The organism is Streptomyces tatrensis (assembly GCF_049310065.1).
Lineage (GTDB): Bacteria > Actinomycetota > Actinomycetes > Streptomycetales > Streptomycetaceae > Streptomyces.
This window is the reverse complement of record NZ_JBMDLB010000007.1, coordinates 384854-402703: the sequence shown is the minus strand read 5'-3', so window position 1 is coordinate 402703 and position 17850 is coordinate 384854. Positions and strand designations below refer to the sequence as shown.

Here is a 17850-nt window from a genome sequence, read left to right as displayed (position 1 = left end):
GCGCGCCGGTCCGGTCAGGTGCTCCGGCCCGCACGATCGAGCAGCTCCTCCATCGCCGCCCGCGGGAGCGAGGGGTTGGCCGCCGCAGCCTCGGCCGTGTCGGTGTCGGTGTCTGTTCCCGTGTCAGGCCGCTCGCCGTCCAGCAGCCCCACGAGGACGGCTGCGGACAGGGCCGGGTGCCGTGCGGCGTCGGCGCGGGCCCGGGGCTCCGCCAGGCACGCCAGCAGTGCGGGCTCCGTCGCGCGCGGGTGCACCGCGATCTCGCGGAAGGCCCGCCGCACGGGCGGGTCGTGCCGCGCCAGGTCGGCCAACAGGGCGGGCGGCGCGTCCGGGTTGGAGGCCACCTGCGCGAGGACCCGTACGCCGTGCCGCGCGACCATCGCGCGCAGCCGGTCCTCGGACAGGCCGGGGTGCGCGGCGACGCATACGACGACGGCCGCGTCAGGGTCGTCGGCCAGGGCGTCGCGCACCGCCGCCGCAAGGCCCCGGCCCCGGGCCGCCAGCGCGCGTACCGCCGGGTGCGGGGAGGCGGCCAGCCCGGCGAGCTCCGGCTCGGTGGCTGCGGCGAGCCGCGGCACCGGCTCCGGGCCGAGCGGGACCGTCCGCGCCAGCTCCGCGAGCACGTCGAGCGGAACGCCGGGAAGGCGGGCCAGGAGCCGCAGGAGGCGTACGTCCGGCTGTCCGTCGGCGCTGGCATCCGCGGCCAGCGTGCGGATCAGCGGCCCGTCGAGCGCCGGGTTCCCGGCGGTCTCGTGCCGCACGCCCGGGATCGGATCCGCAGCCAGCTGCGCGTACAACTCCTGTGACAGGTCGGTCCGTTCGGCCAGCGACCAGCGGACGATCATCGAGGGGTGTCCGGCCAGGGACGCCGCGGCCCCGGAGGGCGTGGCCGGGTTGCGCGCGGCCCGCCGGAGCGTGTCGTGCACGGTGGACTCGTGGCCGCCCGCGCAGGCGGCTCCGCCGCGCAGTTCGCAGTCCCGGCGCGGGCAGTGGGGATCGTGGGTGAACGGGATCTCCTCCTGGTCGCAGACCAGGCACGACGCGGCCGGAGCGAGTCCCTCCCCGGTGATCAGCGCCGCCAGCGCGGCCGGCGGAACGGCCTCGTTGATCGCGGTCGCCATCCGGACCTCGGCGTGCGGATGCGCCGCGAGGCGGGCGGCGAGGGCCGGATCGGTGGTCCAGATGCCGAGCTCGGCCACGACCGACACGTCCGGGTCCGCCGCCAGGGACTCCCGTACGTCGAGTGGCAGCCCGGGCCGGGAGGCGAGCTGCCACCGCGTCTCCGGGTCGGGGTGCGCGGCGAGGGACCGGGCCCACTCGGGCGGTCCGGCGCCCTCTTCGAGCAGGGCCAGGGCCACTGGCGGCCGGTCGAGCGGGTCCACGTCGGCGGGGTCCAGCAGTCCGGCGTGCGCGAGGTGGATCGCGGCTTGCTCACCGGCGGCCAGGGTCCGGACCTGGCGGCCGGTGAGGTCGGTGCGCTCGGCCAGTGCGCAGGCGAGGTCCTCGTCAGGATCGTGGAGGTGGCCCGCGAGCTCGACCAGCCGGTCGAGGAGATCGGCGGGCAGGGCCGGATTGGCGGCGAGGCCGCACAGGATCCGGATCACGGCAGCACCACCCCGGGCACCACTCCGGTCAAGGCCTCGGCCATGGCCGCCGCGTAGGGATGGGGACGGCGTCGGCGCAGCGTCAGCACGCCGATGTGCCGTGCGGGGCAGGGTGGTTCGACCGGTACGACGGCGACGCCCCGGCCCGCCCGATCACTATGCCCGTCCCCGTGCCCGTCCCCGTCCCGGTGCCTGTGCCCTTCCCGGTCCCTGCCCGCATCCCCGTCCCCGCTCACGGCCCCGTCCCTGCCCGCATCCCCGTCCCTGGTCCCGTCCGCGTCCTCCGGCGGCAGCGCGACCCGGGGGATCAGTGCGACGCCGACGCCCGCCTCGACGAGGGAGCGCGCGAAGAAGTAGTCCGTGGTGGAAGCCGCCACCCGGAGGTCGAAACCGGCCCGGTCCGCGTACCGGCGCAGGTAGGCCTCGGTCTTGCGGCAGCCCAGTACCCAGCGTTCGGAGGCGAGTTCGGCCGGGGCGACCGACGTGCGCCCCGCCAAACGGTGCCCCGGCGGCAGGACCAGCGCCAACGGGTCCTCCATCAGAGGCAGCCAGTCGAGTCCGGCCCCCGGGCGGAGCGGCAGCGGCCCGTCGAAGTGGTACGTGAGGGCCAGATCGGCGGCGCCCGAAGCCATCATGGGGACGGCCTCCTCCGGCTCGGCCTCCAGGACCGTCAGCTCCACCTCGGGGTGCGCGGCGACGAACCCGGCGAGCGCACCCGGCAGGAGCCTGCGGCCCCCGCTCACGAAGGTGGCGACCGTCAGCCGCGGCCGCTCGGCGGTGACCCGGTCGATCTCGTGGCGCACCCGGTCGAGCTCCGCCGACACCGCTTCCGCCGCCTCCACCAGCAGCCGGCCCGGCTCCGTGAGCGTGATCCCGCGGGTACTGCGGACGGCGACGGGGTGACCCAGGCCGCGTTCGAGGGCCGCGATGTGCTGGGAGACGGCCGAGGGCGTCAGGAGCAGCGCCCCGGCGGCCTTGTTGAAGCTGCCGTGCTCGGCCACGGCGCGCAGGATGCGCAGCCGCTGCACATCGATCATCAGTTTCCCTTACGACGTGATCAGTATTGCGGTAGTTCCGCTGGCGACGGTACAGCGGCAGAGTCCAGGGCATGAAGAAGATCCTCGTCATCGGCGGCAGCCGCTACTTCGGAAAGCACCTGGTCACCCTGGAGCGGGACGCCGGGAGCGAGGTGACCGTCGTGAACCGGGGCTCCACCGCCCCGCCGCGGGGCGTCGGCCACCTGATCGCCGACCGGGAGGACGAAGCGGGGCTCCGCGAGGCGCTGGGGGAGCGCACCTTCGACGTGGTCTTCGACCAGGTCTGCTACACGCCCCGGCAGGCGGAGACGGCCCGCCGCGTCTTCGCCGGGCGCACCGGGCGGTACGTGATGACCTCGACGATCGAGGTCCACGACCCCGCGCCGCCCACCCCCGGTGCGCGCGCCTACGCCGAGGGCAAGCGGCGGGCCGAGGAGGTCCTGGGGGCGGAGCCCGCCTTCGGTCACGTGGCCGTGCGCACCGCGCACGTACTCGGCGGCGGCCGGGCGGAGTTCACCGGCCGCCTCGCGCACTACGTGGAGCGGATCGGCGCCGGGATCCCGGTGGCCGTGCACGAAGCCCCGTACCCGACCTCCTTCATCCACCACCACGAGATCGCCCGGTTCCTGCACTGGGCGGGGCAGCAGGAGTTCACCGGGCCGGTGAACGCGGCCTCGCACGGGGAGCTGGACGTGCTCGGGCTGGTCGGGGCCGTCGCCGAGGGGGTCGGGCGGGCGCCGCTCCTGCGGACCGTCGCGTCCGGGGCCGAGGCCTCCCCGTTCTCCCTCGACCGGGCCTACGCGATGGACAACGGCCGGGCCGCCGCGCTCGGCTTCCGCTTCGGGCGGCTCGCGGACTGGCTCCCGGAGGCCGTCTCGGAGAGCGCCGCCGCACTGCGGGCGTAGGGGTCGGGAGGCCTCATGGGGACTCCGGACCGCCTCCGGTGCGAGGAGGCGGTGGGGATCGGCATGTCGGTGTGCAGGCGGCGGGCGGCCAGTGACCGCTCGGCAGGGGAGGCAGCCCCTAGGCCGTCTCTTTCGGATCTTGCCGGGTCCGCGCCGCCCGGCACCGCACCTCGGCGCGCTGCCGGGGCACCCGAGTACGTCCAGTACGCGGGAGCCCCGGCAGCGCGCCGAGGCACGGCACCGGACGACGCGGACCTGACCGACAAGATCCGAAAGAGACGGCCTAGCGGTCCCCGGCCCGGCGCTCCAGGGGAGTTGCTACTGCCGAGTTGTTCACACTGAAGGTGACGCTTCCCGCCCGGTAGCGGTCGTCCGACCACTCGATGGGGCGGCCCGTGCGGGTCGCGGAGACGTGCCGCTGGCGCAAAAGCGGGCTGCCGCGGCGGATTTCGAGCAGCCGGGCGTCCTCGCTGCCGGCGGGAAGCGCGTCGATGAGGTGCTCGCCGTAGTGGGCGACGATGCCGGAGCCGTTCGCCAGACCGTCCATCACGGAGCGGCAGTCCTCGGGCATCGCCTCGACCGCCGCCGCGACCCAGTCGGCGTAGGCCGTCCGCTCGACCATCGTCGGCTCCCCGTCGAGCAGCCGGAGCCGCAGGACGGCCAGGATCTCCGTGCCCGCCGGCAGGGCCAGCCGGTCCGCCTCCTCGGAGGTGGCCGGGCGCCGGGTGCGCGACAGGAAGCGGCTCGCGGCCTGGTGGCCGACCCCCTCGGCCCACTGGGCGAAGCTGTTGAGCTCGCCGAAACTGTGCTTGCGCTCGTGGCGCAGGACGATCCTGCGGGCCCCCTGCCGGGAGCCGATCAGCCCCTCGGCGGCGAGCGTCGCCACCGCTTGGCGGACGGTCCCTCGGGAGGCCGACCAGTGTGCCGCCAGGTCGCTCTCCGAGGGAAGTTGGGCGCCCACCGGGTACTGGCCGGAGAGGATCGACCGGCGCAGCGCCTCGGCGATCTCCAGATACCGCACCGTAGCCATGCTGTCCTGTTCCCCCTTGCGTGGATGTGTGTACCGGCCCTGCCGCCCGGAGCCGTGAGCCCGTCGCTCCCGCCCGCAAGCCTAGGCCGCGCCGGGGCCCCGAAGATCATCTTGAGGCTGTCCGGCACGGTTGAATCCGGCCGGTCTCCGGTCTTCGTCGAGACGTGCTCCACGGGACAGCCGCCGTTCACCGTCCGTACAGAGACCCAGGGCGAACTGGAGCCAACTTGTTCAGACAAGTGAATCCTCCTCCAAGCGTTCTCATGCGTTTTCGTCTCCGGGAGAGACCGTGCTCAGTTCCTCCGCCCGTCGCGGTGCGGCCGTCCTGCTCAGTGCCGCCGTGCTCACCACGCTCAGCGCGTGCGGCGCCGCACCCGACAAGACCGCCGGCTCCGCCGGTGGCGACGGCAAGAACAAGACCCAGCCCGGCGCCGCCACCTCGGTCGCCGACTTCGGCGGCCTGGAGGGCCTCGTCGCGGCCGCCGAGAAGGAGGGCGAGCTCAACGTCATCGCGCTGCCCGCCGACTGGGCGAACTACGGCGAGATCCAGAAGGCGTTCGCGGCCAAGTACCCCAAGGTCAAGATCAACGCCGAGAACCCGGACGCCTCCAGCGCCGACGAGATCGCCGCCGTCAAGTCCCGCAAGGGCCAGACCCGCGCCCCCGACGTCCTGGACCTCGGCATCGCCTTCGCCCGCAGCGGCGCCGCCGAGAACCTCTTCGCCCCGTACAAGGTCACCGCCTGGGACCAGATCCCCGCCGCCCAGAAGGACGCGGACGCCCGCTGGTACAACGACTACGGCGGCTACGTCTCCATCGGCTGCGACGCCGCCCGCATCCCGAACTGCCCGCAGTCCTTCGCGGACCTGGCCAAGCCCGAGTACAAGGGCAAGGTCGCCCTCAACGGCAACCCGACCAAGTCCGGCTCCGCCTTCGGCGGCGTCTACGCGGCGGCCCTCGCCAACAAGGGTTCCTTCGCGGACATCCAGCCCGGCATCGACTTCTTCGGCCGGCTGAAGAAGAGCGGGAACTTCATCCCCGTCGAGTCCACCCCGGCCACCGTCGAGAAGGGCGAGACGCCCATCTCGATCGACTGGGACTACCTGAACGCCGGCTACGCCGAGCAGTTCAAGGGCAAGGGCGTCGACTGGAAGGTGGCCATCCCCACCGACGGCGTCTACGCCCAGTACTACTCGCAGGCCATCAACAAGGACGCCCCCCACCCGGCGGCCTCCCGCCTGTGGATGGAGTTCCTGTACAGCACCGAGGGCCAGAACCTGTGGCTGAAGGGCTTCGCCCGCCCCGTGCTGCTGCCCGCCATGACCCAGGCCGGCACCGTCGACAAGGAAGCCGTCACCAAGCTCCCGCAGGTCCAGGGCACCCCGGCCTTCCCGGCCTCCACCGAGCTGGACAAGGCCAAGGCCACCCTCGCCGAGAAGTGGGACAAGGCCCTCAGCTGATGTCCGCCTCCACCACCATCCCCCACTCGACGGGGACCGCCGGCGGCAGCACCACCCGCCGCCGGCGGCGCGGCCCGCGCACCTGGCTCGCCGCCCTCCCCCTCCTCGTCTTCACCGCACTGTGCTTCGGCGTCCCGCTGGGCGCCATCGCCTTCGGCGCGGTCACCCGTACGGACCCGGTGAGCGGCGCCACCGAAGCGACCGGCGAGCACCTGGCCCGCTCCCTCCAGGGGCCCTACCTCGGCTCGCTCATCGGCAGCGTCCAGCTCTCCGCCCTCACCGCACTCGTGGCCGGGGTGCTCGGCGTCCTCATCGCGCAGGCCGTCGTCACCTCCCCCTCCCGCGCCCTGCGCGGGGCGACGCTGACCGCCTCCGGCGTCCTCGCCAACTTCGGCGGGGTCCCCCTCGCCTTCGCGTTCATCGCCACCGTGGGGATCTCCGGGGTCGTCACCCAGCTCGCCGACCTCACCGACCTCGGCTGGAACCTCTACTCCTTCACCGGCCTCACCGTGGTCTACCTCTACTTCCTGACCCCGCTCATGGTGCTGGTGACCGTCCCCGCGCTGGACGGACTGCGCCCCCAGTGGCGCGAGGCCGCCCAGAACAACGGGGCGAGCACCTGGCAGTTCTGGCGCCACGTCGGCCTGCCCGTCCTCGCGCCCTCCCTGCTCGGCGGGTTCGTGCTGCTCTTCGGCACGGCCTTCGCCGCGCACGCCACGGCCGCCGCCCTCGTCGGCGGCTCCGTCCCGCTGGTCACGCTCAAGATCGCGGACGCCCTGTCCGGAAACGTGCTGACCGGCCAGGAGAACGTGGCCTTGGCCCTCGGCCTCGACATGATCGTGATCGCCGGCCTGGTCATGGCGGTCTACCTGCCCCTCCAGCGACGGAGCGCCCGATGGCTGCGATGACCCCGACGCCCGCCCCGCAGGACGAGGCGGCCCCGGCCGCCGCTCCGGCCCCCGCGGGCCGGGACGGTGAGCGGGACCGGCAGGAACCCCCGGCCCGAACCCCGCGCCGGCTGCGCCCCCGCTCCCGGCCCCGGGTCTGGCGCGGAGCGGTGCTCGCGCTCGCGGGCGCGTACTTCGTCCTCCCGCTCCTGGCCTCCTTCGTGTTCACCGTGCACGTCCCCGGCCAGGGCATCAGCTTCGAGGCGTACACCCAACTGCTCTCCGCGGAAGGGTTCACCGAGAGCCTGCTGCTCTCGCTGGGCCTCGCCGCCGCGACCATCGCCGCGTCGCTGCTCCTCGCCGTGCCCGCGCTGGTCGCCGTACGCATCGGCTCCCCGCGCCTGCGCCCGGTCGTGGAGGTGATGTGCATGATGCCGCTGGTGGTACCGCCGATCGCGCTGGTCACCGGCATCACCACGGTGCTGCGCTGGGGTCCCGAACACCTCTCCACGACCCCGCTCTACCAGACCTTCCTCGCGGTCCAGAACCCGGACTTCCCCGTCGTCCTGGTCCTCGCGTACACCGTGCTCGCACTGCCCTTCGTCTACCGCTCCCTCGACGCGGGCCTGCGCGCCGTCGACGTCCCGACCCTGGTCGAGGCCGCCCGCAGCTGTGGCGCGAGCTGGCCGTACGTGGTCCTGCGCGTGATCCTGCCGAACCTGCGGGCCGCCCTCGCCGGAGCCGGGTTCCTCACGCTGGCCCTGGTCCTCGGCGAGTTCACGATCGCCTCGCTGCTCGGCTTCCAGCCCTTCGCCGTGTGGATCGTGTCGATCTCCGGAGCGCACGCCCGCATGTCGGTGGCCGTCTCCGTCCTCAGCCTCCTCATCACCTGGCTGCTGCTGCTCCTCCTCTCCCGGGCCGGCACCGCCCCCACCACCGTGTCCCCCGGGCCCTCGCGCAACTCCGCAACCTCCCGCACCTCCCGTACCTCCGGCAAGGAGTCCTGACCCGCATGTCCCTCACCCTTCCCGAGGCCAGGAAGTCCGCGGACGGCGAAGCGGCCCCCGGCGGCGCGCGCGTCGAATTCCGCGGCCTGCGCCGGGCGTTCGGCTCCACCGTCGCCCTGGACGGACTCGACCTCACCATCGAGCCCGGCGAACTCGTCGCCCTGCTCGGCCCGTCGGGCTGTGGAAAGACCACCGCGCTGCGCGTCATCGCCGGGTTCGAACAGCCCGACTCTGGCGAAGTGCTCCTCGACGGACAGGACATCACGCGGATCCCGGCCAACCGCCGTGACGCCGGCATGGTGTTCCAGTCGTACAGCCTCTTCCCGAACCTCAGCGCCCGCGACAACGTGTCCTTCGGCCTGCGCGTCCGCAAGGTCGGTGCGGCCGCACGCCGCGAGCGCGCCGCCGAACTCCTCGACCTGGTCGGCCTGCCCGACCACGGCGACCGCTACCCGCACCAGATGTCCGGCGGCCAGCAGCAGCGCGTCGCCCTCGCCCGCGCCCTCGCCCTGCGCCCCCGCGTCCTGCTGCTCGACGAGCCGCTCTCCGCGCTCGACGCGAAGGTGCGGTCCAGCCTGCGCGAGGAGATCCGCCGGCTCCAGCTCTCCCTGGGCATCACCACCGTGTTCGTCACGCACGACCAGGAAGAGGCCCTGTCCATGGCCGACCGGGTCGCCGTGCTCAACGCGGGCCGCCTGGAGCAGTGCGCAGCCCCTGCCGAGCTGTACGAGCGGCCCGCGACCCCGTTCGTCGCCGAGTTCGTCGGCACCATGAACCGGCTCCCCGGACGGCTGTCCGGCTCCGGCACGGTCGAAGTGGCCGGCTCCCGGCTGCCGGTGGACGGCCCGGTGCCCTCCACCCCGGACGTCGAGGTGCTCGTACGACCTGAGAACATCACGGTGACGGCGGCTGCCGAGGGCGCGGCCACCGTCGCGTCGGCCTCGTTCTTCGGGTCGGTGACCCGGCTCCACCTGGACCTGCCCGACGGCATCCGGATCAAGGCCGACCTGCCCTCGCGCGAGGCCGGAGCCCTCGTACCGGGCGCGCGGGCAACCGTGGGCCTGGCAGAGCGCCCCGTCCTCGTCGTCGCCACCGCGGCCGCCACGGCCGCGGCCACCGCCTCAGACCCGGGGGAAGCTTCATGACAGAACTCGCCGCCGTCCTCTTCGACATGGACGGCACCCTCGTCGACACCGAGGTCCTGTGGTGGCAGACCACCGCGGAGATCGCCGCCGGCCTGGGCCACGTCCTGACCGACGCCGACGCGCCCGAGGTGGTCGGCCGGGCGGTCGAGGACACCGCCGCGCACCTCGTACGGGTCGCCCGCGCGGGGGACGCCGAGGAGGTGGCGCGGGCCCTGACCGACAGCTTCTTCGGCCGGGTCGAGGAGGGCGCGCCGATGCGGCCGGGCGCGCAGCAGCTGCTGGCCGCCCTGGAGGCGGAAGGTCTGCCGTTCGCGCTGGTCAGCGCCTCGCCGCGGGTGGTCGTGGACTCGGTGGTGGGCGGCTCGCTGGCCCATGTCCCCTTCGCCTTCACCCTGTCCGCGGACGACACCACCCTGACGAAGCCGCACCCGGACCCCTACCGGGCGGCCGCGGAACGGCTGGGCGCGGCCCCCGGGGCGTGCGTGGCGGTCGAGGACTCCCCGGACGGCGCGGCCTCGGCGGAGGCCGCCGGCTGCGGAGTCCTGGTGGTCCCGTCCCTGCTGGAGGTGCCCCCGTCGCCGGTACGCACCTTCGCGCCCTCCCTCACCGAGGTCACCCCGGACACCCTGCGGGCCTGTCTGGTCGCTCCGCTTCGGGTGTGACGACAGGCCCTAGACCGTCTCTTCCGGATCTTGCCGGGCCCGCGCCGCCCGGCACCGCACCTCGCCGCACTGCCGCGGCTCCCGAGTACGTCCAGTACGCGGGAGCCCCGGCAGCGCGGCGAGGCACGGCACCGGACGACGCGGACCTGACCGACAAGATCCGAAAGAGACGGCCTAGACCGTGAGGTCGAGCAGGCTCAGGATCCCGCCCGCGTACGCGGCGGATTCGGAGCCCGGGCACCGGGCCACCGTGTCGCGCAGCCCGGGCAGACCGGAGCGGATGTGCGCGGCGCACTGCCCGTACAGACCGGCCTCGTGCGAGGAACCGTCGTCCTCGGCTCCGAGGAGGCGCAGCAGCGCCCACAGCAGGGCCTCGCGCGTCGACTGCCGGGGCGGGCCCGCGAACCAGACGGCCATCAGGACCCCGCACACCGCCGGCGCGGGCGGTCGCAGCACTCCGGTGTGGAAGGCGTGGCCCTCCAGGGCACGGAACGCGGCCGGGTGTCCCTCTGCCGCGTCCCACAAGGTGTCCGGGAGGTGACCGAGGTGACCGGCCGGGCGGCCGCAGCCGCATGCGAGGGAGTTCCAGTCGTGCCGGGCGATCTCCCGGGACACCGCGTCGGGCACCAGCGGGCTGGTGCGGGGCTGCTTTTCCGTCGTTCTCACGGGAGAAGTATGGGATCAGGCCGGTGGCCCGTCCAGAGCGGCCCGCCCGAAGGGGACCGCGAGGTCAGCCGCCGTGCCCCTGGCAGCCGCAGACCTTGGCAGCGGCGCGCGGCAGCCCCTCGGTGAACTCGCTCTGCGAGAACACCGCGAGGACCGTTGCCGGCTCGGCGCCGTGGTTGACCAGGGTGATCTCCTTGTCGGCCGGCAGCATCGCGAAGGTGCCCGGTGCCACCGTCTTGGCACCGCACCCGCACGAGGCCTCCACCGTCCCGGCGACGCCCGTGAGCAGCAGCTCGGACGAGCCGTGCGCGTGGGCCGGGATCGTCCCGCCCGCAGGCACCTGGATCCGGACCGCCGCGAGGGCACGGAACGGGCCGCCCTCGGGGTCGAGGCGCAGCACGGGGCCGCCGGTGGTGGTGTCGGGGGCGGTGTCGATGGTCATGCCGAACATGGGTGGTTCCTCTACGCGTTGGTGCGCGGCCCGCGCCGAGCGGGCCGGGCCACGGCCACCGGTCCTTCCGGTCACGCTTCGAATTTAGATGACGGTCATCATCTCAATACCGGGCGGAACGTCCCGACCTCCCGGGCCTTTCGCCTAGGCCGTCTCTTTCGGATCTTGCCGGACCGACAAGATCCGAAAGAGACGACCTAGGCCGAGACTGCCTGGTCCCGGCCATGACAGGCTGTGTGCGTGAACGAGGCACCGCGCGACCCAGCACCCAGGACACCGCTCTACCTGAAGGTCGCAGGGGACCTGCGGACCGCCATCACGGCGGGCGAGTACGGATCCGGCGCGCGACTGCCCGCGGAGGACGAGCTCGCCCGCCGCTACGGGGTCTCCAGGGGGACTGTCCGCCAGGCCCTCGCCGCCCTGCGCACCGACGGGCTGATCACCTCGCGGCGCGGCACCCGCCGGGTGGTCCTCGGCGGTGGCGCGGGGGAGGCCGGGGGAGTCGCGGAACTCCGCAGCTTCACCCGGTGGGCCCGCTCGCTCGGCCAGGAGCCCGGAGGGCGGACCGTGGCCGTGGACCGGGGCGGGGCCGACGCCGAGGAGGCGGAGCAGCTGCGGATCGACCCGGGAGCCCCCGTGTACCGGGTACTGCGGCTGCGCACCCTGTCCGGTGCCCCCGTGATGGTGGAGCGCACGACGTACCCGGAGCCGGTCGGCGCCCTGGTCGCCGGCATGCCCCCGGACACCGTCTCGTACTCCGAGCAACTCGCCCGGCACGGAGTCCTCTTCGCCGACGCCCACCACACCATCGACATCGCCCCGGCCGACGCGGACGACGCGCGGCTGCTGGGCTGCCCGGCGGGCGAGGCCCTGCTGCGCGAACGTCGCCGCTCCACCGACCCGGCCGGGGTCCCGGTGGAGTGGTCGCAGGACCGCTACCTGCCGGGGACCGTCGCCTTCACCGTGCACACCTCCGCCGCCAGCGCGCTGGGCCGGCAGCTCGGCTCCTGACCAGCTCGTGACCAGGCGTTCTTGATCCGGAGTTGCCGATCAGGAGTTGCTGATCAGGTGTTCTCGATCAGCAGGGCCTCCAGCAGTGGCCGGAAGTGGTCGAAGTCCGGGGTGGCCAGCTCGGGGTCCTTGGCCTGCTCGTCCCAGCGCCGCACGGCCACCGCGTCGGCCGCCCCCGGCAGCGCCTCGAACGCCCGCGCCTGCTCGGCGGTCATCGGGCCGCCCTGGACCCGCAGGGTGTGCACGGACGCCTCCGAGAGCAGGTCGAAGTAGCCCGGCTCGGCCGTGCACAGGTAGCGCTTGGCGGCCACGTGCAGCCGGACCGGCTCGGTCACCTCCGGTCCGAACCACCGGGCCAGCCAGTCGGCCCCGGTGTGGCTGTGCCGGTTGTCCTGCCCGCCCTCCATCAGGTCGCGGCCGGTCACGGTCCCGTGGAAGTGCCCGATGTCGTGCAGCAGCGCGGCCGCCACCAGGTGGGCGGGCGCCCCGGCGGCTTCGGCGAGGGCCCCGGCCTGGAGCATGTGCCCGGCCTGGGTGACGGCCTCGCCGAAGTACTCGGCGCTGCCCTCGCCCTCGAAGAGGCGGGCCAGCGCGTCGACGGCGCCGGAGCCCGGGGTCTCGTAAGGGGCGGTGGTTTCGGGGGTGTTCACGCGCAGGCTCCTTCGCGGCGCAGGACGGCAAGGGTGGAGAGCAGCCCGTCGAGATCGGCGTACGTCCCCTGGAGGTGGCGCCCGCCCGATTCGGCGAAGGCGGTACGGGCGTGCAGCAGACGGGTGTTGTCGAAGACCACGCAGTCCCCGGGCGCGAGCCGGAAGTCGAGCCGGAGCTCGGGCCGCTCCAGCAGCTCCCCGAAGAGCCGGTAGGCCGCGTAGAACTCCTCCAGGACGGCCGCGGGTTGGTGCAGCGTGGAGATGGATCGGTTGTTGAAGCGGACCTCGCGGATCCGACCGAGCGGGTCCACATCGATCAGCGGCCGGTGGGCCCGCAGTTCGCAGTGCGCGTCGGTGAAGGCGAACTCCACCGGTACGCGGGTGAGCACCTCGAAGGCCTCCGGTTCCCGCTCGCGCAGCAGCGCGGCGGCGTGGAAGCCGTCGACCAGCCCGGAGTCGCCGCCCCGGGCCTCGTTGCGCAGGCAGTGCAGCAGTTGCAGGGTCGGTACGGGGTCCCGGTAGGGGTTGTCGGTGTGCGGGGTGATCAGCGCGCCGGTGAAGGCCAGGTTGTTGGGGTCGGCCTCCACGCGGACCTCGAAGAGCTCCCCGTAGTTCGTCTCGCGGACGAAGCCGAAGGTGCGGGCCACGTCCAGCACCATCCGGTCCCGGCACGGAACCTCCCGCAGGAGGGCGAAGCCCAGCCGGACCACGCTGTCCAGAACCTGTCCGCGGACCTCGCGGGAGCTGATGTACGCGTCCCAGCCGGCCTGCGGGACCCGCCCGTCCAGGTCCGCCGCCGCCCACAGCTCCTTGTCCGCCTCGGTCCGCCCGTCCCCGGCCGCGCGGTACGCAGGTCCGTCCGGGGCGTGGGAGTCGAGCCACCGGGCCGGGTACACGGAGCGGTGGCCGTCCGGCTGCCACTCCACCTCCCAGCCGGGCCCGCCGTCGGGGGCGGGCGCTTCGCGCACGGCGCCGACGGCCAGTCCGGCGGGCAGCTCGGTGATCTGGAACAGCTTCTGGCCGGTGCGCGGGTCACGGCACTCGGCGCAGGGGCAGTTGTCGCGCAGCCAGGGCGCGGGCGGGCGGGTGATCGCCGGTACGGACATCGTGGCTCCTGCCAAGCTCGGAAAAGTTGTATATACAACTCCGGGGTGCCCGCAGCGTGACAGGAGCAGGTGGCCGGCGGATGACGCGCAGGTGACCGGAACCGGATCGCGGCGCCGACCGTCTGAGACCGGGGCGGTCGGGCCGCGGGGCGGTCGGGCCGCGGGGCGGTCGGGCCCCGGGGCGGTCGGGCCCCGGGGTGGACCGGCCGGCGGGTGAAGCCGCCCGCGGGCGGCTGAGCGAGGAGCGTGGGGGAGACGGTGCGGACGGCAAGGGTGCGGGCGACAGGACCGCGGACGGCGAAGGCGTGGCCGGCGAAGGTGTGGACGACGATGGTGCGGACGGCAAGGGCGCGGACGGCGAGGGTGCGGGCGGTCGCGTGGATCAGGCGAAGGATCAGGATCCTGCTGTTCGCGCTGCTCGCGACCCAGGTGGGGTCCCTCGTCAGCCCGGCCTACGCCTGCGGCTGCGGGGCGATGGTCCCCGACGGCAGCTCCCGGATCGGAGTCTCCCGGGAAGCCTCCGTGGTCCGCTGGGACGGCCGGACCGAACACGTCGCGATGCGGTTCACGGTCGGCGGCGACGCCAAGCGGGCCGCCTGGATCATGCCGGTCCCGGGGCGGGCCACGGTGCGCCTCGGCGACGGCGGCCTGTTCTCGCAGCTGGTGGACCTGACCGGACCCGAGTACCGCACCCGCGGCTACTTCTGGCCCCGGCACGGGGACTGGCCCTTCGACTCCGGCCGCGGGGACACGGCCGGAGCGCCGCCGCCCGGCAGCGGTGACCCGCGGGTCGGCGTCATCGGCCGGGAGCGGCTCGGCGACTTCGACGTGGCCCGCCTGACCGCCACCGACCCCGGGGCGCTGGGCGACTGGCTCGAGGACAACGGCTTCGTGCTGCCCGACCGCCTCTCCGCCGAGCTGAAGCCGTACGTGGACCAGCGCTGGGAGTACGTCGCCGTACGCCTCGCACCCCGGGAGCCGGGCACCACCCTGCGCGGCACCCTGGACCCGCTCCTGATCCGCTTCGAGAGCGACCGGCTCGTCTACCCGATGCGGCTGTCGCGGCTGGCCTCCACCGCCCAGTCCCTGGGCCTGTACGTCCTGGCGGAGCACCGCATGGAACCCGTCTCCGCGATCGGCGGCAACGCGCCCGAGGTGACCTTCGCCGGGCGGATCACCCCGACGGGACCGGTCGCCGAGTTCGCGGGCACGGAACCGGTGTTCCTCACGGCCATCGACCAGAGCTTCCCGGTCCCGTCCCGGATCGACGGCGATCACGAACTGCGCGCCGCCGCGGCGGACGCCCCGTACCGCCGGGTCGAGTACACCGACGAGCTGCTCACGGCGGGCGGCGTCCCGGTCTGGATCCTCGCGCTTGGGGGCGCGCTCGCGGTGACGGCCGTGGCGGCCGTCCTGACCGCGCTGCGGTTGCGCCGCGTCCGGACGGGCGCCGTGCCCGGGAGTCCGCACGTGTAACCGGCGCGGCTCCCGCCGTCAGAGGGCGGCGGATTCCGCTTCCGCCGTCCGCCGCCGGGTGCGCGCACGCTCGGCGCTCCGCCCGGCCTCCCGGGCCAGCGCCGGGGCGCAGAGCCACCAGGCGACCAGCCCGGCCCCCGCGCCGGCCACCGCACCGGCGGCGGTGTCGCTGAGCCAGTGCGCGTGCAGCCAGGTGCGGCTCCACATCATCGCCAGCGTGAATACCGCGCCGCCGATCCACCACGCCCGGCGCCGGGCGGCCGGGACGAGGAGCGCGCCGACGATGACGACCAGGAGCGCCGCACTGGCCGCGTGCCCGGAGGGGAAGGAGCCGTGGTCGACCCGGACCAGCGGATTCTCCGGGCGGGGCCGGTCCACCAGGTGCTTCAGGCCCTGCACGACGAGCATGTTTGCGGCCATGTAGACGAGGAAGAGGAACCCCGCCGACACCCAGCGCCGCCGGATGAGCAGGAAGAGCAGCAGGCCGAGCGGGACGACGGCGCCCACCGGGCCCCCGAACCAGTTCAGCAGCGTGGCGACCACGGAGGGGAGCCCGTCGTGCGGTCCGCCCATCCAGGACAGCCAGCGGTCGTCGAGGCCCTGGAAGGGCGGCCGGATGACGTCCCTCCGTACGACGAGCGCGAGCGCGGCGGCGGATCCGAGCAGCGCGATTCCGAGGGTGAGGGTGCCGGTGCGCCTGCTGCCCGGGTCCGTCGCGGACGCGGGTGCGCCGGCTTCGAGGGGTGGGTCGACGGGGATCGTGGACATGGCTGTGCTGCCTCTCGCGGCGGGTGGGAAAGGGGGGAGGAGATATGAGGGGTACGAGGGGTACGAGGGGTACGAGGAGGAGGGATGACGCGTGCACGGGGGCGTGGCCGGATATGGAGTGGCCACATCTCTTGCTTACACGTGTAATCAAGGAATGTAGCCATGCCCTCCCCGCACCACAACCCCCGCGCGACCAGCAGCCTTGCCGCCCGGCTCAGTTCCGCGCGCCGACCCCCGGCCGGATGATCGTGATTCCCGGTCCCTGTCCCGGTCCCGGCGCCGCGCCCATCGCCGCCAGCGCGGCCGGCGCCGCGTCCAGCGGGATCGTGGAGGTCACCAGCAGGTCCGGCCGCAGCGCTCCGGAGCGGACCAGCTCCATCATCGGCGGGTAGGCGTGCGCGGCCATCCCGTGGCTGCCGAGGATCTCCAGCTCCCACCCGATGACCCGCTCCATGGGCAGCGCCGCGGACCCCTGCGCCGCCGGCAGCAGCCCGACCTGCACGTGCCGCCCGCGCCGGCGCAGCCCGGCCACCGACGCCGCCGCCGTCGCCGCGGAGCCGAGCGCGTCGAGGGACAGGTGCGCACCGCCGCGCGTGTGCTCCCGTACGGCCTCGGCCGCGTCGCCCAGCCCCGGATCCACGCAGTGCGCGGCCCCGAAGGCCCGCGCCAGCTCCAGCGCCGCCGGAGCGGTGTCCACGGCAACCACCCGGGCTCCCGCCGCCACCGCGATCATCACGGCCGACAGCCCCACCCCGCCGCAGCCGTGTACGGCGACCCACTCGCCCGGGGCCACCCGCCCCTGCGCGACGACGGCCCGGAAGGCCGTCGCGAACCGGCAGCCCAGCGCGGCCGCGGTGTCGTACGAGAGCTCCTCGGGCACGGCCACCAGATTGACGTCGGCGTGCTCCAGCGCCACGTACTCGGCGAAGGATCCCCAGTGCGTGAAACCCGGCTGCGTCTGCCGGGCGCACACCTGGTGCTGACCTGCGGCGCACTCGGCGCAGCTGCCGCACGCGCAGACGAACGGCACCGTCACCCGGTCCCCGGGACGCCAGTTGGCGACTCCCGGGCCCACCGCCTCGACCACACCGGCCAGTTCGTGGCCGGGCACGTGCGGGAGCGTGATGTCCGGATCGTGCCCCATCCACCCGTGCCAGTCGCTGCGGCACAGCCCCGTCGCCTCGACCCGTACGACCACCCCACCGGCGGCCGGCACCGGATCGGCCACGTCCCGTACCCCGCCGGGCTCCCCGTACCGCTCGAACAGCACCGCGCGCACGCCGACCGCCTCCACTCGCCTGATCCGCCCGACCACGGCTCCCTTGTCGGCCCCGGACCCGGATGCGAAGCTGCCGGGACGACCACCACACACCATCAGGGGGACCCCATGACCCGCAAGGCGACCCACAAGACGACCCACGAGGCGAACCGCAGGCGCGCCACGGCCGCCGCCGTATCCGTCCTGCTCGCCCTGACCGTCACCGCCCTCGGCGCGAGCGCGTCGGCGTACGCGGCCGCGGGTGAAAAGAAGGTCGAGGTCATCAAGTAGCCGGCCCGCTTCCCGGGAGCTCTCCGTAGACTGGCGGGCATGGTAAGCCGCATCAGTGAGCTGGTCATCGACTGCGCCGACCCCGAGCGCCTCGCCGCGTTCTGGAGCGGGGCCCTCGGCTACGTGGAGCTCTCCCGGGAGGACGACGGGAGCATCGAGATCGGGCCGGCCGTCGCCGGTTTCGGAGGTCCGCAGCCCACCCTCGTCCTCAGTCCGAGCAGCGACCCGCGGCGGGGGAAGCTCCGCCTGCACATCGACGTCAACCCAGTCGACCGCGACCAGGACGCCGAGCTGGAGCGCCTGCTCGCCCTCGGCGCCCGCCCGGCCGACGTCGGCCAGACCGGCGCCGAGGGCTGGCACACCCTGGCCGATCCGGAAGGCAACGAGTTCTGCCTCCTGCGCACCCGCCTGAAGCCCCTCTGACCCGTCCTGCGGCC

General features: G+C 74.1%; 19 protein-coding genes. 10 read left to right on the top strand and 9 right to left on the bottom strand.

From position 1 onward, the window contains the following. Positions 1-14: 14 nt before the first annotated feature. Positions 15-1604, bottom strand: a complete 1590-nt coding sequence (locus ACODT5_RS05595) for a hypothetical protein (protein ID WP_422518070.1) — start codon at positions 1602-1604, stop codon at positions 15-17. Continuing rightward, on the bottom strand, positions 1601-2641 hold the full coding sequence (locus ACODT5_RS05590) for a LysR family transcriptional regulator (protein WP_422518069.1): 1041 nt from the start codon (positions 2639-2641) through the stop codon (positions 1601-1603). Before ACODT5_RS05590 ends, ACODT5_RS05595 begins: the two co-directional genes overlap by 4 nt. Before the next feature lie 71 nt (positions 2642-2712). Here ACODT5_RS05590 and ACODT5_RS05585 point away from each other — a divergent pair, with 71 nt between their 5' ends. Continuing rightward, positions 2713-3546 (top strand): NAD-dependent epimerase/dehydratase family protein, encoded by an 834-nt coding sequence (locus ACODT5_RS05585; protein WP_422518068.1) that lies wholly within the window; start codon positions 2713-2715, stop codon positions 3544-3546. 283 nt (positions 3547-3829) lie between these two features. On the opposite strand, the gene ACODT5_RS05580 is transcribed toward ACODT5_RS05585, so the two are convergent. After that, complete coding sequence (locus tag ACODT5_RS05580; protein WP_422518067.1) at positions 3830-4576, bottom strand: GntR family transcriptional regulator; 747 nt, start codon at positions 4574-4576, stop codon at positions 3830-3832. Between the two features lie 289 nt (positions 4577-4865). Between ACODT5_RS05580 and ACODT5_RS05575 the strand changes: the two genes are divergently transcribed. The 5 genes from ACODT5_RS05575 to ACODT5_RS05555 are packed head-to-tail and all read left to right on the top strand — an operon-like array spanning position 4866 to position 9736. After that, entirely contained in the window at positions 4866-6035 is a 1170-nt protein-coding gene (locus ACODT5_RS05575) for an ABC transporter substrate-binding protein (RefSeq protein ID WP_422518066.1), read from the top strand. Continuing rightward, positions 6035-6943 (top strand): ABC transporter permease, encoded by a 909-nt coding sequence (locus ACODT5_RS05570; RefSeq protein ID WP_385382083.1) that lies wholly within the window; start codon positions 6035-6037, stop codon positions 6941-6943. Before ACODT5_RS05575 ends, ACODT5_RS05570 begins: the two co-directional genes overlap by 1 nt. Further along, entirely contained in the window at positions 6931-7929 is a 999-nt protein-coding gene (locus ACODT5_RS05565; protein ID WP_422518065.1) for an ABC transporter permease, read from the top strand. Before ACODT5_RS05570 ends, ACODT5_RS05565 begins: the two co-directional genes overlap by 13 nt. A gap of 5 nt (positions 7930-7934) precedes the next feature. Further along, positions 7935-9074: an ABC transporter ATP-binding protein gene (locus ACODT5_RS05560; RefSeq protein WP_422518064.1), complete on the top strand. Its 1140-nt coding sequence runs from the start codon at positions 7935-7937 to the stop codon at positions 9072-9074. Then, positions 9071-9736: an HAD family hydrolase gene (locus tag ACODT5_RS05555; protein ID WP_422518063.1), complete on the top strand. Its 666-nt coding sequence runs from the start codon at positions 9071-9073 to the stop codon at positions 9734-9736. Before ACODT5_RS05560 ends, ACODT5_RS05555 begins: the two co-directional genes overlap by 4 nt. A 174-nt stretch (positions 9737-9910) precedes the next feature. Here the strand turns inward: ACODT5_RS05555 and ACODT5_RS05550 are convergent, their stop codons facing one another. Both ACODT5_RS05550 and ACODT5_RS05545 read right to left on the bottom strand, forming a co-directional pair. Continuing rightward, complete coding sequence (locus ACODT5_RS05550; protein ID WP_422518062.1) at positions 9911-10402, bottom strand: hypothetical protein; 492 nt, start codon at positions 10400-10402, stop codon at positions 9911-9913. A gap of 64 nt (positions 10403-10466) precedes the next feature. Further along, positions 10467-10853, bottom strand: a complete 387-nt coding sequence (locus ACODT5_RS05545; protein WP_422518061.1) for a cupin domain-containing protein — start codon at positions 10851-10853, stop codon at positions 10467-10469. Between the two features lie 240 nt (positions 10854-11093). On the opposite strand from ACODT5_RS05545, the gene ACODT5_RS05540 reads away from it, so the two are divergent. Continuing rightward, positions 11094-11864, top strand: a complete 771-nt coding sequence (locus ACODT5_RS05540; RefSeq protein WP_422518060.1) for a GntR family transcriptional regulator — start codon at positions 11094-11096, stop codon at positions 11862-11864. A 53-nt stretch (positions 11865-11917) separates the two neighbouring features. Here ACODT5_RS05540 and ACODT5_RS05535 read toward each other — a convergent pair whose 3' ends face one another. Together ACODT5_RS05535 and tmpA are read right to left on the bottom strand one after the other, a co-directional pair. Continuing rightward, positions 11918-12514, bottom strand: a complete 597-nt coding sequence (locus ACODT5_RS05535; RefSeq protein ID WP_422518059.1) for a phosphonate degradation HD-domain oxygenase — start codon at positions 12512-12514, stop codon at positions 11918-11920. Continuing rightward, positions 12511-13620 carry a 2-trimethylaminoethylphosphonate dioxygenase gene (tmpA, locus tag ACODT5_RS05530; protein WP_422518058.1) on the bottom strand — a complete coding sequence of 370 codons (1110 nt, stop codon included), beginning with the start codon at positions 13618-13620 and terminating at the stop codon, positions 12511-12513. The genes ACODT5_RS05535 and tmpA overlap by 4 nt, the downstream gene beginning before the upstream one ends. Before the next feature lie 330 nt (positions 13621-13950). On the opposite strand from tmpA, the gene ACODT5_RS05525 reads away from it, so the two are divergent. Next, positions 13951-15096, top strand: coding sequence for a DUF2330 domain-containing protein (locus ACODT5_RS05525; RefSeq protein ID WP_422518057.1), 1146 nt, complete (start codon positions 13951-13953; stop codon positions 15094-15096). An 18-nt stretch (positions 15097-15114) separates the two neighbouring features. On the opposite strand, the gene ACODT5_RS05520 is transcribed toward ACODT5_RS05525, so the two are convergent. Together ACODT5_RS05520 and ACODT5_RS05515 are read right to left on the bottom strand one after the other, a co-directional pair. Further along, complete coding sequence (locus ACODT5_RS05520; RefSeq protein WP_422518056.1) at positions 15115-15864, bottom strand: phosphatase PAP2 family protein; 750 nt, start codon at positions 15862-15864, stop codon at positions 15115-15117. A gap of 214 nt (positions 15865-16078) precedes the next feature. Beyond that, positions 16079-17143, bottom strand: coding sequence for an alcohol dehydrogenase catalytic domain-containing protein (locus ACODT5_RS05515; protein WP_422518055.1), 1065 nt, complete (start codon positions 17141-17143; stop codon positions 16079-16081). A gap of 108 nt (positions 17144-17251) precedes the next feature. On the opposite strand from ACODT5_RS05515, the gene ACODT5_RS05510 reads away from it, so the two are divergent. Together ACODT5_RS05510 and ACODT5_RS05505 are read left to right on the top strand one after the other, a co-directional pair. Next, entirely contained in the window at positions 17252-17413 is a 162-nt protein-coding gene (locus ACODT5_RS05510) for a hypothetical protein (protein WP_422518054.1), read from the top strand. A 39-nt stretch (positions 17414-17452) separates the two neighbouring features. Next, positions 17453-17836, top strand: a complete 384-nt coding sequence (locus ACODT5_RS05505) for a VOC family protein (protein ID WP_422518053.1) — start codon at positions 17453-17455, stop codon at positions 17834-17836. Positions 17837-17850 lie beyond the last annotated feature (14 nt).

What these genes read in the sequence shown, in the direction of transcription:
- ACODT5_RS05555 (WP_422518063.1), top strand. Translation starts at nt 9,071, where the DNA reads ATGACAGAACTCGCCGCCGTCCTCTTCGACATGGACGGCACCCTCGTC.
- ACODT5_RS05570 (WP_385382083.1), top strand. Translation starts at nt 6,035, where the DNA reads ATGTCCGCCTCCACCACCATCCCCCACTCGACGGGGACCGCCGGCGGC.
- ACODT5_RS05545 (WP_422518061.1), bottom strand. Translation starts at nt 10,853, where the DNA reads ATGTTCGGCATGACCATCGACACCGCCCCCGACACCACCACCGGCGGC.
- ACODT5_RS05525 (WP_422518057.1), top strand. Translation starts at nt 13,951, where the DNA reads ATGGTGCGGACGGCAAGGGCGCGGACGGCGAGGGTGCGGGCGGTCGCG.
- ACODT5_RS05590 (WP_422518069.1), bottom strand. Translation starts at nt 2,641, where the DNA reads ATGATCGATGTGCAGCGGCTGCGCATCCTGCGCGCCGTGGCCGAGCAC.
- tmpA (WP_422518058.1), bottom strand. Translation starts at nt 13,620, where the DNA reads ATGTCCGTACCGGCGATCACCCGCCCGCCCGCGCCCTGGCTGCGCGAC.
- ACODT5_RS05505 (WP_422518053.1), top strand. Translation starts at nt 17,453, where the DNA reads ATGGTAAGCCGCATCAGTGAGCTGGTCATCGACTGCGCCGACCCCGAG.
- ACODT5_RS05580 (WP_422518067.1), bottom strand. Translation starts at nt 4,576, where the DNA reads ATGGCTACGGTGCGGTATCTGGAGATCGCCGAGGCGCTGCGCCGGTCG.
- ACODT5_RS05585 (WP_422518068.1), top strand. Translation starts at nt 2,713, where the DNA reads ATGAAGAAGATCCTCGTCATCGGCGGCAGCCGCTACTTCGGAAAGCAC.
- ACODT5_RS05560 (WP_422518064.1), top strand. Translation starts at nt 7,935, where the DNA reads ATGTCCCTCACCCTTCCCGAGGCCAGGAAGTCCGCGGACGGCGAAGCG.
- ACODT5_RS05520 (WP_422518056.1), bottom strand. Translation starts at nt 15,864, where the DNA reads ATGTCCACGATCCCCGTCGACCCACCCCTCGAAGCCGGCGCACCCGCG.
- ACODT5_RS05565 (WP_422518065.1), top strand. Translation starts at nt 6,931, where the DNA reads ATGGCTGCGATGACCCCGACGCCCGCCCCGCAGGACGAGGCGGCCCCG.
- ACODT5_RS05510 (WP_422518054.1), top strand. Translation starts at nt 17,252, where the DNA reads ATGACCCGCAAGGCGACCCACAAGACGACCCACGAGGCGAACCGCAGG.